This is a genomic window from Tunturiibacter gelidiferens (assembly GCF_014201335.1).
GTDB classification, from domain to species: Bacteria; Acidobacteriota; Terriglobia; order Terriglobales; family Acidobacteriaceae; genus Edaphobacter; species Edaphobacter lichenicola_E.
The window spans coordinates 243667-256688 of the sequence record NZ_JACHEB010000005.1 but is presented as its reverse complement, the minus strand read 5'-3'; the positions used below and the strand labels follow the sequence as shown (position 1 = coordinate 256688).

Here is a 13022-nt window from a genome sequence, read left to right as displayed (position 1 = left end):
CGTTACTCGAGGCCGATGGCCTGGCGAACGTGCTGAAGCGTCTGGATAGCACGGTGACGGGCGCGGGCGGAGCCGTCCCAAAGGATGGCGTCGACCTGGCCGGGGTCGGCTTCGAGAGCACGACGGCGCTCCTGAATGGGGGCGATCTCGCGAACGATGGAATCGGCGAGCCAGCCCTTGCACTCGATGCAGCCGATGCCTGCGGTCGTGCACCCCTGTCGCACTTCCAGCTGTTTCTCTTCGGTTGAGAAGACTTTGTGCAGATCGAAGACGGGACAGACATCCGGGTTGCCGGCGTCGGTGCGGCGGATGCGTGCCGGATCGGTGACCATGGTCTTGAGCTTGGCGCGGAGATCGGCCTCTGGCTCAGAGAGCATGATGGCGTTGCCGTAGCTCTTGGACATCTTGCGGCCATCAAGTCCGGGGAGTTTGGGAGAGGGCGTGAGGAGCACTTTTGGTTCGGGCAGAATGCCAGTGACGACGTTGTTCGCAGAGAGCTCTGCTGTGAGGATCTCCTTGTCGGAGTGGTCTTCGCGGGCCTTTACGATGGCCTGGGTTGGCTGCGAGCAGTAGAGGGAGTTGAAGCGGCGCGCGACCTCTCGAGTGAGCTCGACGTGAGCGACCTGATCCTGACCGACGGGGACGTAGTCCGGCTGGTAGAGGAGGATGTCGGCGGCTTGAAGGAGTGGGTAGCCGAGGAAGCCGTAGGTGTTCAGGTCCTTCTCGCGGAGCTGCTCCTGCTGGTCCTTGTACGTAGGGACGCGCTCAAGCCAGGGCAGCGGCGTGAACATGCTGAAGAGAGTGAAGAGCTCGGCGTGTTGAGGAACGTGCGACTGGATGAAGACCGTGCAGACCTCCGGATCGAGACCGGCCGAGAGAAAGTCGAGCGCCACGTCACGGATGCTCTCGCGCAGTGAGGTCGGATCGGCGTAGTCGGTCGTCAGGGCGTGAAGGTCGGCGATGAAGAAGTAGCAATCGTACTCGTGCTGGAGCTTGACCCAGTTGTACAGCGCGCCCATGTAGTTGCCGAGGTGGAGTCGGCCGGTGGGTCGCATGCCGCTAAGGACTCGGGGACGTAAGGAGGTCAGGGTGCCGTTGGTGTTTTCTGTCATTGCGATCAAATGCAAGGGTAAATGATTGGGACAGACTATGGTTGGGCATGCTCCGAGGATTAGCCGCACCGGGCATGGGGAGGCGGCAGAAAAATAGTTCGGAAAGTTGGCGTATTTTTCGGCTCTCGAAAAACGACTGTCAAAAAACCACGTTTGCCACGCATCCCACCACGTTCCCACCAGCAAAAAACCGCCCCCAACCACTCACTTTTTCCAAATACCCCCTCAAAAACTCAAGAAATAGCGCAAAAAACCACTCCACCGACCTCGCTAATTTTTTTTGCAAAAAGAGGGCGCTACAACGTGAACAGAATGTGGTTGAAGGTGTTCAGCAGCGGAGTAAAAAAGACGCTGAAGATAAAGCTCCCGCCCACCAGAAACAGAATGATCATCCCGAACATACCGAAGCGGTCATAGACCTGAAGCGCCTTGTACGGCAGGAAGTGCCGCAGAACGTGGCTGCCATCGAGAGGCGGGATGGGGATCAGGTTGAAGACGAAGAGAAGCAGATTGATCAGGATAACGAAATAAAGAAAGAGCGCGATAGGAAACAGCGCAGGCAGGTTATCAGTAGCGATACCGGGAATGTGAGAGGCCAGGGCCATCGCCGTACCAATCGCGATAACACCACCGGGAACCACATGTTTCATGAGTATCAGCAAAATGAGCGCAACTGTGGCCGACAGCAGGTTGCTGGCGGGCCCCGCGAGAGTGACGAGGATATCGTCGCGCCTGTAGTTCTTGAAGTTGCGGGCGGTGACAGGCGTGGGCTTCGCCCAGCCGATGAGCGGCCAGTGATAGACGAGGGCCAGCAGCGGCATGAGGACAGAGCCAAACGGATCAAGATGCTTGAGGGGATTGAGGGTGACGCGGCCAAGCATTTTTGCAGTGGGGTCGCCGAGACGCCAGGCGGTCCAGGCGTGCGCGGACTCGTGGATGCTGAAGGCCAGGACCAGAACGACGACCTGAAAGACAATGAGGACAACTTCCTGATTCATACAGGTCTAAGTCTACTCAAGTTCGCGTGATGAGAACGTAAAGATGGAGTGATCGCGTTCGACCACCCCTCGCGATGAACTGCGAGAGGCGGTCGGAATAACATTCGCAGTGGCAAGATTGGGCCCAATCAGCTTGACTAGAGAGTCTCCGCCGCGAGTTGGCTAGCCTGTTTGCGGGTCTTTGCCTTGGCTGGGATCCCTACCGAGACCGTCTCCTGTGGGACGGGTTTGGTGGCCAAGCCCATGGCTCCGAGCATGGCGTCTTCGCCGATGTTGGCACCGGCCAGGACCGTGGCGTGGTAGGTGACTCGAGCGCGTGGGCCAAGCTCAGTCACCTTGTTGGTGATGTTGGACTGGTTATTGATGTCGTGGGTGTGCGAGTAGACATTGGCGTAGTCGGAGACGCTGGTGCCTTCGTGCAGGATGATCTCGCCGCGATCATCGAGCAGAACGTTTTTGTGGATGGTGCAGGAGTCTTCGATGGTGAGATTGTAGCCGTAGGTGAACTCGACATTGTGGAAGATTTTGACGTGCTTGCCGAGATGGCGGAAGATGTGGCGGCCCAGCATGCACCGGAAGCGGAAGCCGAGCCAGTGATTGAGGCCGAGGGGGGAGCGGTCAAACATCTGCCAGAACCAGATGAGCGGTTTGCGGATGGCATATTGCTCGGGGTCGACATCGCCGTAGTACTCGGGTTCGAGGGTGATATTGCGGGGGTCGAAGCTTTCTGAGAGCGAGTACATGGCGAGTTCGCTGTTGAGAACAGCTTTGATGTGGCCGCCGTGGGGTCGGCCGAAGTAGATCTGGTAGAGCTCGTCGCGGACAATTTCGGAGCGTCGCTCGGGTGATTGCTGACGGGTGAACTCGTCGTTGAGCTTGGCGAGCCAGCGGCGATACAGGGCCTCAGCTTCGGGAGTGGGTTTGAGTTCGCGGTAAGTGTGGATCGGCATGATTTCCCTCGCTGTCTTTCGTCCGGTTGCGGACTGGCGAAACTTTGGTGCGCCTATTCTATGGCGAAGACGGCATAGACGGTGGCGGTTTTTTCGATCCGACGAGGATTGATGGCGAGAGGTTCTACCTTTTGAGCCATCGGAACTGCGCCTCCCATGGCGCGCATCAGTGGTCGCGGCGGTTCAGCCTGGGTTTCGTTGCTGGCATAGAGAAGCGCCCCGAGGGTTGCGTTAAGACCTTTGGCCATTTCGGTGGCCACCACGCGGGCACGTTGGAGTGCCTTGGAGGCGGCTTCGGACTGTGAAGAGTTTTCGTCTTTGAGGCTCCAGTCGATTTGGCCGGATTGGTTGGCGCCGGCCTTCACGGCGACGTCGAGGACCTTGGCTGCGTCGTCAGCATTGGTACGGACGGTCCAACTTTGTGTGACCTGAAACTTGCGCTGCGCCTTTTCGGCTGGCGTTAGTTTATCGATCTGGTACTCCTGCACCGGGGAGACATTCTGGTTTTCGCTCTCGATGGAATCGCTCGGCACACCGGCGGTCGTGAGCGCCTTGACGATGGCATTTGAGGTGTGAGAGCCGGTGGCGTAGGCGGAGTCGCTGTCCGGGCCATAGGCAAGAAATCCGATATGGATGGTCGCGACGTCGGCGAGCACGATGACCTTGTCGGTCGCGGTGATTGCAATCGTACGGTTTTCTTTGCTGACTTGAATTGTTTGAGCGGGTGCCGTCATGGCGAGAAAGGTAGCACAGAGGGCAAACGGAGCGAGGCGGAGGACTTTCATTGATCTTCTCCTGAGGAGTTAAGTAAGTCGGCGAGGGTGCGTTTGTGCTTGGGCTTGGCGGCCAGCTTTTGTTTGGGGTCGGGCAGGACGCGCTCTGACGGAGGAGTGCCGACACGTTCGCGGGCGTTAGCCTTCACCGCCTTGATTTTAGAAAAGACCTGTTTTTTGGGCTTGCTCATCCGGTTTCCTTCCTGCGTCGATTCCGGGCTCGGGGCCCATGCGTGATTATGCATGACTCTTGCTTGTGAGGGGGCTTCTCAGGCAGGATTGCAGAGGAGATTCGGCCGGCGGGATTGGTCGAGGACCGGATGAGGTGCTGGATGGAAGAGCGGGATTTTTTTGATGAGCGGGCGGAACAGCGAACTCATGTGATGACCTGTCCCCATTGTGGACAACAGGGTGAGTACCAGATCGAGTGGGTGGTGCGGCGGAAGAAGGCTCAACTGCCGCGGGGTGCGGACGATCGCGACCGTGCTCGTTTTGCCAAGGCTCAGAGCTACATGGTTCGGCGCGATGACCCGATGGGCTGCAAGAATGTCCGATGCCGGAAGCGCTTCGACGTGGTGGGGATTCAGTCGGTAGCGTTTATTTAATCATTTAGGCTGACAGTTTTGAGTGCTGATTTGGATCGCCGAAAAAGACTTTTTCTTGTCGTCTCGGTCGATTCGGGCCAGCTGTGATTTAATACGAAAGTGGATGGACGCGTAAGTCGGCGTCTGAGTGAACTTGAATCGGAAAGACCCGGAGACCAAGAACGCAATGGCGAATACACTGCTTCCAATCGAAGAACGCAATTTAACGCCGGATGAGGTGGAGCTCCTGGATAAGCGACGTCGTCGTGGCCAACTCTTTCTGGTGCTTTGCTTTCAGAGCCTGATCGTGGCTACTCTGCTGACTTTGTGGAGTGGACAGGATCTGACTTTGTCCCCAGGCTGGGCCCATCCGGTTGTCTACTGGAATGCGATCACTTTCACCGCTGCACTGGTTTTTGGCATCGTCGGAATTCGGCTCAAGCGCGGCAGCAACGAGTTCATCAGCTACTAAGAGTTTCGGAATTTCAGAGCGCACAGGTCATCTATGGCATATATGACCTGTGCGCAATAAAACTCTGTCTTCAAGGCAGGGTTGCTGATATTCTGCGCCTTGAAAGGTTGCGGTCCAGAAGTTGTTGCTCTGACTGCGCTTTCGATAGATGTGTCCCGGTCGTTGAGTTGTGCTGCGGCTGAAGCCGTGTTCCGGGGAGATTTACCGAGAACCGCGACAAAACATTGCATTACAAAGAACTGGCGCGCGATTGCATTTGGCTGAAATCAGTGGTCTCGTCGACAACTGATTCTGCCTGAAATCCTGATCATATTGATTCGCTTTCTGAGTGATTGCATCTAAAGATATGTATAGAAATGAAGTAGATGGCACAGGGTACGCCTCTTGATGATTGGCCATGGAAATACCGCGATTCTGGAGCTGGAGGAGCAGGCTTTTCAGGTTCAGGGCAGACTGCGAGATAAGTTTGGCAGGTCCATCACCGATCTGCGCGTCTCGGTGACTGACCGCTGTAACTACAAGTGCGTCTATTGCCGGACAGGCAACGAAGGAGCGCAGTACACCGAGCTTTCGATTGAAGATTACCTGAGAATGGTGCGCGTCTTCGTCTCACTGGGAGTGGAAAAGGTGAGGCTCACCGGAGGCGAACCGCTGCTGCGGTCGGGTCTGGTAGATATGCTTCGTGAGCTGGCTGAGATGCGAACGGCGTTTATGCCAGATGGAAGCTTCGCCGGGGACAACGGCGCACCGCTGGATATCGCGCTCACGACGAACGGACATTTGCTAGACGGGTTGGCGCAACCCCTTAAGGATGCGGGGTTGAATCGCGTAACCGTCAGCATGGATGCGGTGGATGCAGAGACGTTTAGCGCGATCACCCGCGTTCCGCGGAGTTATGAAAAGGTGCTGACGGGGATTCGTAAGGCGCAGGCGGTGGGACTTGGGCCGGTCAAGGTGAACTGTGTGCTGCTGCGTGGGTTCAACGATGGACAGATTGAACGGTTTGCGGAGTTCTCGCGGCAAGAAGGAGTCATCGTTCGGTTCATCGAGTGGATGCCGCTTGAGGAAGATCGGAGCTGGAAGAGAGAGTCAGTCGTTTCGATGGACGAGATCGTGCAGCGATTGAATGCGTACCGCCCGCTGGTTGAACTCCCTGCAAATGCTGCCAGCGAGACGGCGAAGCGATTCACCTTTGACGATGGCGTGGGAGAGATAGGGATTATTGCGCCAGTGACTCGGCCCTTCTGCGGGCACTGCAGCCGAGTGAGGTTGACCTCGGACGGAAAGATACGGACTTGTCTTTTTTCGCAAAGCGATCACGATTTATATGGCGAGATGCTGCGAGGCGGAACGGATGACGAGCTAGCCGCGTATATCCGCATGATCGTGATGCACAAAGAAGCACGCCATCATATTGGCGAACCAGGTTTTGAGAAGCCATCGCGCAATATGGTTCATATTGGCGGATGAGCATGCGGTCGCTGTGCGTTTTCTGTCGTGGACTTTATTGAATTATTAGGGGACCTGTGAGAGGCTGATATCTGAAATGTGCAAGAAAATGCACATAGATATGAGGGCAGCGATTGAAGGACAGACGGCAGTTTGAAGTGATCGAAAGTCGCCAAATGGATCACCTTCGAGTGTTCCATGACGTTGCGCGCGCGCTGACTTCGAGCCTCGAACTGGAAGAGATTCTGGGAGCCATTATGAACAAGATGGCCCAGTTTTTCGGACCTGAGCGCTGGTCGCTGCTGATGGTGGACGATAAATCCGGCGAATTGTATTACGCGATCGCGGTGGGAGAGAACGCGGAGAGCCTGAAGGGGTTGCGTGTACCCCTCGGCGAGGGAGTTGCTGGTTGGGTGGCAGCAACCGGAAATCCACTGGTGGTGCCGGATGTCGCGCTTGATCCACACTGGTCGGCGTTTGCGAATAAACATCCTGACCTGAAGATTCAATCCATAGCCTGCGTTCCGGTCCGATCTGGAAATAAGACCCTGGGCGTGATTCAACTGCTCAATAGCAAGCTGGATCTGCTGTCGGAGCATTCAATCTCTTTTCTGCGGATTCTGTGCGATTACGCGGCAATCGCGATCCAGAACGCACGATCCATGACGCTGATTCAGGAGCTGACCATCACGGATGACGTGACCGGACTCTTCAATGCCCGCCACCTGTACACCATGCTGGAGGAAGAGGTAGCGCGCGGGCAGGTATTTAGTTTGATGTTCGTCGATCTGGATCACTTCAAGTCTGTGAACGATACCCATGGACACTTGATCGGAAGTCGCCTTCTGGCGGAGATTGGCGGCTTGATGAGACGCAGCCTGGGACCGAACAACGCCGCTTTTCGCTATGGCGGGGATGAGTTTGTTGCGCTGCTGCCAGGGATGGGGAAGGCGGCGGCAAGCGGAACCACAATGGCGCTGTGCGAGGACCTGAGGGGAGCGCGTTTTCTGGAGGGTGCTGGGCTTTCGCTCAGCCTCTCGGGAAGCTTTGGGCTGGCGACGTACCCGGAGGATGGTAATACGGTGCAGACAATCCTGCGTGCGGCGGACACGATGATGTATGAAGCCAAAGTGACCCGGGACAACGTCGCGGTGGCAGGCAAGGGCATGATGGGACGCGGTGAGGCCACGAGATCCATCGATGGTTCTCGACGGGCGGTTTCGGAGATGTTTCTCGAGCGCGATTCAGTGCCGCGAAATTAGTCATTTCCCTTTTCAAATTCGAATCTGATAGCAGTTAGTTGGGGGTGTGGCGTTCGAGCGTGACTCCGCGCCGGGGTTCGGGTTTGAGGACGTCGCGATTTTCGGGGGATACGGGGTGGACGCCGAAGTCCCAGACACCCAGGTTGACGGCTTTGTCCGAGAGGACCTCCATGAGGGCAAACTCACCGAAGTCGAGGGGCTCTTTGGGGGTTATTTTGAGCCAGTGGCCCCCGGGTAGGAGTTCAGAGGTCGTCTCGATCACATCCTCCTGGTGCTGTCCTCCGCCGAGGAGGCCGATGCGGAAGCTGGCGATGACACGGGCGCCCCGGCGAACGTCGGCGCGGACGACGACATATCGGCTGTTGGGCGAGCCCCCGGTGGGATCGTTCGCGGCTCGGCTGGTGGCGCCGTGGGTGTCGACGGTAAGGGGCGTGCCGGCGGTGTTGCCGACTGTTTCGTCGCCGATGCGGAGGTAGAGAACGGGGTCCTTGATGTGGAGTTGGATGGGCGAGGTCTCGCCTTTGAGCTCGACGAGTTGGTGGGAGGCCGAGAGTGGGTTCACGGCGGCCTTGAGGATGTTGTGGCCTGTGTTTCGATTTAGATCGCTGTCGGTTTGGGCCAGGGGGACCAGTTCCGGGTTGCCCCGGTAGGTGTCGAGGGCGAGGGTGCTGTCTTCTTCGGGGAGGCGGAGGTCTTTGGCGACTTCCGGGGTCAGGGCTGCGCGGTCGGCTTCTTCTTTGAGGAGTTCTGGGTCGATGGCTGGGGGTTGGGGGCTGTCGGCGTTGGGGGTGGGCTGGGAGTGCTGGTGGTCCCAACGCTTGGTGGCGTCGAGGTCTACGAGGGAGAGGGGAATCTCCTCTTCGGCTCCGCCGCGCTCGGCGCTGATGTAATGGACGACGTCGCCGACGACGCGATAGCTCATGATGACCTGGTAGCTGCCGTCCTTGAGGATGAGGCGGGTGCGGTGTGGGGCCGCGCCGTCGGGCTGGAGCGCGGTGGTGTGCTGCAAAGCGTGGAGAGATTGTGGCGCGCTGATGGTAGCGACGAGGAGAATTGCTGCGAGTTTTGCGTTGCGGTTTAGGTGATCCATCTGCTGATTCCACAGTTTAGACGCAGATCCGAGTTTGTCGGAGATGGCGACCCCCACCCCCCTCCCCGGGGTGGGGTATTTTGCGCCGAAGTCTATTATTTTGTTTGGCTTGCGAGATAGTAGTGCCTGCAAAATATTCCATCGAAAGGGGTTACGCACAAAATACTTAGAATCATAGGGTTACGGGTGCGAAGACGACAAAGCCCCGACGGCATCCGTCGAGGCTAGTTGTTCTGTATCTATTGTATCGGACGGAATAGGGTAAATACGCCACGCGAATCTGCCCGTCTGGCGCGGTTTTTGATCAGTTGAGGGCTTGACAGGTTTTCGCATGATCGGACGGACAGCCTATGATTCGAAGCTTTGACAACGCTAGACGACCAGTCTATTATAAATTGGTTATGAGCACTGGTCCTTCAACTCGCGATCATCTGCTGGAGATTGGTCTGGAGCGGCTTCGGTCGACCGGGTATACCGCTACCGGGGTGAAGGAGGTGCTTGATCTTGCGAATGTGCCCAAGGGTTCGTTCTACCACTACTTTCCGAGCAAGGAAGAGTTTGCGGTGGAAGTCTTTCGGCTGTATGCCGGTGGTGAGATGGAGCGGTCGGCGCGGGTGTTTGGGGATCGCAAGGTGGCTCCACTGAAGCGACTGCGGCGATACTTCGAGGAGTTGATCTCGGTCTATGGGCAGCGCGGGGAGATCAGCGGGTGTCTGGTGGGCAGCCTAAGCCTGGAGGTGGCGGACCACAGCCCGAGGTTGAGATCTGAACTGCAGGGCGTCTACGAAGGCTGGCAGAAGAGTATCGCGGATGTGTTGCGCGAGGCGGTACAGCAAGGGGATCTGGCGAAGTCCGCGCGGCCGGATGCTCTGGCTGAGTTTCTGCTGAATAGCTATGAAGGAGCACTGGTGCGAATGAAGGCGGAGAAGAGCGACAGGCCGCTTGAGAACTTCCTTCATTTTGCGTTTGATGTGCTGCTGAAAAAATAGAGCTGGCGGATGGACCTTCCTCAGATTTTTACAACAGGCTCACTGAGTGGCTCGATGTTTATTGTTCGTTACCTTCCCGTTCCAATGGGCCGCTGACTCGTCTAACTAAGACACGATGAAGTTGAAGCTCCGTAAATTCGCTGCTGTTGTTGGTATCTGGAGTTGCGTTGCGTTTGCGCAGACGACGCTGCATACGACGACGACGCTCGTGGTTGTGCCGACGTTGGTGCAGACTTCGGATAAAGATCTTGTGTACTCGCTTCGGGCGGAGGATTTTGTCCTGACGGACAATGGGGTTCCGCAGAAGGTGACGCTCGAGGAGGAGGCGAAGCGGCCGCTGTCGCTGGTAGTGCTGATGCAGACGGGTGGAGATGCGCGGGGGCAGTTCCCGAGTTATGCGCATCTCGACACAATGATTGCGGAGTTGCTGGGCGAGGCTCCGAACGAGGTGTCGATTGTGAACTTCGACAGCCAGCCGGAGGCGGCTTCTCCTTTTACGACGAACGTTGCGGAATGGGGTTATGCGATCGATCATCCTGATACTGGAGATCAAGGAGCCGCGATCTTCGACAGTCTGGCGTACGGATTAGATCTGCTTCAGAAACGGCCTGCGGGTAATCGTCGTGCGATTTTGTTGCTGAGCCAGGAGCATGATGTGGGGAGCAAAACTCCGCTGAAGGAGGTCGTGCGGGAGGTGGGTGAGACCAACACTGCGATTTATAGCGTAACGTTTTCGGCAGAGAAGACTGCGGCGCGGGAGGCGTTCAAGAATCCGGGGCCGTCAAATCCACCGATTACAGTTGGAAATGTAACGCCGCCTACAGTTGGAACTTACCCAAAAGGCGGAGATTCGGGAAGCCCCGCCGAGTTGAAAGCCTACTTCAACCTGAGCGAGCCTCTGCGTTTGATTCTCGGTGCGATGAGCAAGAACACGTCGGCAGAAGTTGCGACATTATCTGGTGGCGAGTGGAGTGGCTTTGATAATGCGCAAGAGCTGACGCAGGATCTTGGTGTTTTGACGAATCATCTTCACAACAGCTATGTGTTGAGTTTTGCGCCAACGTCTTCGGTGCCGGGGTTGCATACGATCAAGGTGCAGTTGATTCATCATCCGGAGCTGCTGGTGTCGGCACGGAGCAACTATTGGGCCTCTGAGCCATCGATTCAGAGATAATCAGGCGTCTGTTGTGACGAGCGGTGCGGCCAGGGTGCGCTGATCCAACATGTGAATTCAAACTGACCACCACCAACTCGCAGCCTCATTAGACAAAGTTTGCACGCGAGTATCGAATCGGTTTGGGCTCTTCGATTTTTCTTGTCGTTTTTCTTGGCGAACCGCATACTAAAACCCTTCCTGGGGCCAATCACGAACAGAGGCCACTAGGACCGCCAAGGGCCACAGACTCGATACGCACAAACTTAAATCGTAATATTCTCTGCCATTGGCCGAGCGCCCACTTCGGTTGAGTTCCCTACTTTCTCGGAGAAAACCTAATGAGCAATCCCTGGAATGGCAAAGCTGTGCTGGAGGTGTTCTGGTGGAACTGTTGGAACACCAACTATCCGCATGATTGGTACACGTTTGTCGCGAAGCTTGCGCCGCGTATCGCCGCTATGGGATTCGATGGAATATGGACACCTCCGCCGTGTAAAGACAGACCGAGCGACAACACGAGTCCCGCTTCGAACAACATGGGCTACACACCGTTCGACTACTACGATCTGGGACTGAAGAATCAGATTCGTTCTGTTTATACGCGGTTTGGCGATCAGGATTCTTTTCTGCGGCTGGTCGCAGTGGCGCACGCGAACGGTCTTGAAGTTTATCCGGATATTGTGCTGGACCATTGTGCCAGCGGTGACCTTGATCCCTCTTCGCCGTTTGAGAGCACCGCGTCGGAGGCTTATACGTTGATGCAACCCAAGGGATTCGCGGGAGCGGGACGGTGGCCGCGCAACTGGCTGGACTTCCATGCGAATCCGCAGCACTGGAATGGGACAGGAGATTGGGTGGCCAGCAATGGCGGACCCGATTTCTGTTATCAGGGACGATGCACGGACTCCGGCGCAGGCGATCAGAACTGCGCTGCTCGCGCCAATGCGCGCGCGTGGCTTACATGGTTCGTCAAGCAGACGGGTGTTGATGGTTTTCGATTCGACGATGTGAAAGGCTTTCCGCCGGAGGTGGTTGAGGATCTGCTGTACAACGCCATGGGGAGTGGTTTGGAATATTTTTGTGTGGGCGAGTATGTGACTGGAGCTGCTTCCGATGTGGATGCGTGGGCCGGGGCAACGTTGAACCGCTCGGGAACCTTCGACTATCCACTTCGCTTCGCGTTGGCAGATATGGTGGCGCAGAATGGGTACTCCGATGTGGGCAGTCTGCCGAGCCAGCAGCAGCTGAACCGCTTCAAGACCGTGCCGTTCGTGAACAATCACGACAACTACGATGGCCAGGTGGGGAGTTGGATGGAAGCGGACAATCCGCGCACGCAACTGGCGTACGCGGTTGCAATAACCGTCGACGGAAGTCCGCAGTTTTTTTATGCGGATCTGTTTCGCAATGTCGCGCCGTGGGTGAACGGCACGACGGCTGATGCGATTCCGTCGCGGCCGTGGGTTGAAAACCTGGTGTGGTGCCACCAAAAACTTTCGTTCAAGAGCGGCGACTACTTTGTGCGTTACCAACAATCGCAGCAGCTACTCATCCTGGAGCGAGGGGCGCGTGCGATCGTGGCGATCAACAATGACGGGAGCGCGTGGCATGATGCATGGATCTCTACGGCGTTTGCGCCTGGCACGCAGCTGCACGACTACAGCGGCTCACGACCGGACGACATCTGGACGAACCAAGATGCGTGGGTGCAGATCGCTGTGCCTCCTCTCTCTTATTCGATATGGGGCCCGGCAGGTGTGACTGGTGGGTTCTCCCCTGCTTCGCGGCGCACGGTGCAGCAGTTTGAGATGGACGACGATCTGGGAGATAGCGATGCCGCGAGCCTGGGGTACGGCGGAAAGGTTATTCCTGGTACCTACCGGTCGGGCGGTGGGATATGGCCGGCGGCGGGGACACGGGTCAACCTCAGCGTCTATGCGGACGCACCGCAGCAGGTCGATCTGCAGGTGGTGCTGGCCGGAGCTACTCCGGTGCTTCGACAGAGCGGATCCTGTACAGCGAACGTTCCATTGGCCGCTAGTTTTATGGTCGCGGCGGAAGGCAGACACATCGTGCAGGCGAAGCTCTCGGGGGCAGCGGCTGCAGCGGCTCGAATTTATATCAAGGTTGACTACCAGGGACCGGCGACTTCGACGCTTTTTTGAAAGCGCGTTTTGAGGCGAGATC

General features: G+C 57.0%; 13 protein-coding genes. 7 read left to right on the top strand and 6 right to left on the bottom strand.

Translation table 11 applies throughout. The annotated features are described in order from the left end of the window. Window positions 1-2: 2 nt before the first annotated feature. From trpS to HDF14_RS12330, 5 genes are all read right to left on the bottom strand, one after another. The gene (gene trpS, locus HDF14_RS12350) at window positions 3-1112 is read right to left on the bottom strand and encodes a tryptophan--tRNA ligase (protein WP_183977045.1); all 1110 of its coding nucleotides are present in this window, start codon (window positions 1110-1112) and stop codon (window positions 3-5) included. Window positions 1113-1408: 296 nt separating this feature from the next. Continuing rightward, window positions 1409-2110 carry a site-2 protease family protein gene (locus HDF14_RS12345; protein WP_183977043.1) on the bottom strand — a complete coding sequence of 234 codons (702 nt, stop codon included), beginning with the start codon at window positions 2108-2110 and terminating at the stop codon, window positions 1409-1411. A gap of 137 nt (window positions 2111-2247) precedes the next feature. Then, window positions 2248-3060, bottom strand: a complete 813-nt coding sequence (locus tag HDF14_RS12340) for an acyltransferase (RefSeq protein ID WP_183977041.1) — start codon at window positions 3058-3060, stop codon at window positions 2248-2250. Window positions 3061-3113: 53 nt separating this feature from the next. Further along, window positions 3114-3845 (bottom strand): SIMPL domain-containing protein, encoded by a 732-nt coding sequence (locus HDF14_RS12335; RefSeq protein ID WP_183977039.1) that lies wholly within the window; start codon window positions 3843-3845, stop codon window positions 3114-3116. Then, a complete protein-coding gene (locus HDF14_RS12330; protein ID WP_183977037.1) occupies window positions 3842-4024 on the bottom strand; it encodes a hypothetical protein in 183 nt (60 codons plus the stop codon). Before HDF14_RS12330 ends, HDF14_RS12335 begins: the two co-directional genes overlap by 4 nt. Window positions 4025-4165: 141 nt before the next feature. Here HDF14_RS12330 and HDF14_RS12325 point away from each other — a divergent pair, with 141 nt between their 5' ends. The 4 genes from HDF14_RS12325 (at window position 4166) to HDF14_RS12310 (ending at window position 7600) form a co-directional block, all read left to right on the top strand. Beyond that, window positions 4166-4438 (top strand): hypothetical protein, encoded by a 273-nt coding sequence (locus HDF14_RS12325; protein ID WP_179586243.1) that lies wholly within the window; start codon window positions 4166-4168, stop codon window positions 4436-4438. A 166-nt stretch (window positions 4439-4604) separates the two neighbouring features. After that, the gene (locus HDF14_RS12320) at window positions 4605-4889 is read left to right on the top strand and encodes a hypothetical protein (protein ID WP_183977035.1); all 285 of its coding nucleotides are present in this window, start codon (window positions 4605-4607) and stop codon (window positions 4887-4889) included. Between the two features lie 387 nt (window positions 4890-5276). Beyond that, entirely contained in the window at window positions 5277-6359 is a 1083-nt protein-coding gene (gene moaA / locus HDF14_RS12315; RefSeq protein WP_183977033.1) for a GTP 3',8-cyclase MoaA, read from the top strand. A gap of 155 nt (window positions 6360-6514) precedes the next feature. Further along, on the top strand, window positions 6515-7600 hold the full coding sequence (locus HDF14_RS12310) for a GGDEF domain-containing protein (protein WP_183977031.1): 1086 nt from the start codon (window positions 6515-6517) through the stop codon (window positions 7598-7600). 34 nt (window positions 7601-7634) lie between these two features. Here HDF14_RS12310 and HDF14_RS12305 read toward each other — a convergent pair whose 3' ends face one another. Further along, a complete protein-coding gene (locus HDF14_RS12305) occupies window positions 7635-8690 on the bottom strand; it encodes a hypothetical protein (RefSeq protein ID WP_260698216.1) in 1056 nt (351 codons plus the stop codon). Between the two features lie 401 nt (window positions 8691-9091). Here HDF14_RS12305 and HDF14_RS12300 point away from each other — a divergent pair, with 401 nt between their 5' ends. The 3 genes from HDF14_RS12300 to HDF14_RS12290 all read left to right on the top strand — a co-directional run bounded on the left by HDF14_RS12300 (window position 9092) and on the right by HDF14_RS12290 (window position 13000). After that, the gene (locus HDF14_RS12300; RefSeq protein WP_183977029.1) at window positions 9092-9679 is read left to right on the top strand and encodes a TetR/AcrR family transcriptional regulator; all 588 of its coding nucleotides are present in this window, start codon (window positions 9092-9094) and stop codon (window positions 9677-9679) included. 115 nt (window positions 9680-9794) lie between these two features. Continuing rightward, on the top strand, window positions 9795-10853 hold the full coding sequence (locus HDF14_RS12295) for a VWA domain-containing protein (RefSeq protein WP_183977027.1): 1059 nt from the start codon (window positions 9795-9797) through the stop codon (window positions 10851-10853). 320 nt (window positions 10854-11173) lie between these two features. Then, on the top strand, window positions 11174-13000 hold the full coding sequence (locus HDF14_RS12290) for an alpha-amylase domain-containing protein (protein ID WP_183977025.1): 1827 nt from the start codon (window positions 11174-11176) through the stop codon (window positions 12998-13000). Window positions 13001-13022: the final 22 nt, after the last annotated feature.

Excerpts from the sequence above, each read along its gene's own strand:
- trpS (WP_183977045.1), bottom strand. The coding sequence starts at position 1,112 with ATGACAGAAAACACCAACGGCACCCTGACCTCCTTACGTCCCCGAGTC.
- HDF14_RS12345 (WP_183977043.1), bottom strand. The coding sequence starts at position 2,110 with ATGAATCAGGAAGTTGTCCTCATTGTCTTTCAGGTCGTCGTTCTGGTC.
- HDF14_RS12340 (WP_183977041.1), bottom strand. The coding sequence starts at position 3,060 with ATGCCGATCCACACTTACCGCGAACTCAAACCCACTCCCGAAGCTGAG.
- HDF14_RS12335 (WP_183977039.1), bottom strand. The coding sequence starts at position 3,845 with ATGAAAGTCCTCCGCCTCGCTCCGTTTGCCCTCTGTGCTACCTTTCTC.
- HDF14_RS12330 (WP_183977037.1), bottom strand. The coding sequence starts at position 4,024 with ATGAGCAAGCCCAAAAAACAGGTCTTTTCTAAAATCAAGGCGGTGAAG.
- HDF14_RS12325 (WP_179586243.1), top strand. The coding sequence starts at position 4,166 with ATGGAAGAGCGGGATTTTTTTGATGAGCGGGCGGAACAGCGAACTCAT.
- HDF14_RS12320 (WP_183977035.1), top strand. The coding sequence starts at position 4,605 with ATGGCGAATACACTGCTTCCAATCGAAGAACGCAATTTAACGCCGGAT.
- moaA (WP_183977033.1), top strand. The coding sequence starts at position 5,277 with ATGATTGGCCATGGAAATACCGCGATTCTGGAGCTGGAGGAGCAGGCT.
- HDF14_RS12310 (WP_183977031.1), top strand. The coding sequence starts at position 6,515 with ATGGATCACCTTCGAGTGTTCCATGACGTTGCGCGCGCGCTGACTTCG.
- HDF14_RS12305 (WP_260698216.1), bottom strand. The coding sequence starts at position 8,690 with ATGGATCACCTAAACCGCAACGCAAAACTCGCAGCAATTCTCCTCGTC.
- HDF14_RS12300 (WP_183977029.1), top strand. The coding sequence starts at position 9,092 with ATGAGCACTGGTCCTTCAACTCGCGATCATCTGCTGGAGATTGGTCTG.
- HDF14_RS12295 (WP_183977027.1), top strand. The coding sequence starts at position 9,795 with ATGAAGTTGAAGCTCCGTAAATTCGCTGCTGTTGTTGGTATCTGGAGT.
- HDF14_RS12290 (WP_183977025.1), top strand. The coding sequence starts at position 11,174 with ATGAGCAATCCCTGGAATGGCAAAGCTGTGCTGGAGGTGTTCTGGTGG.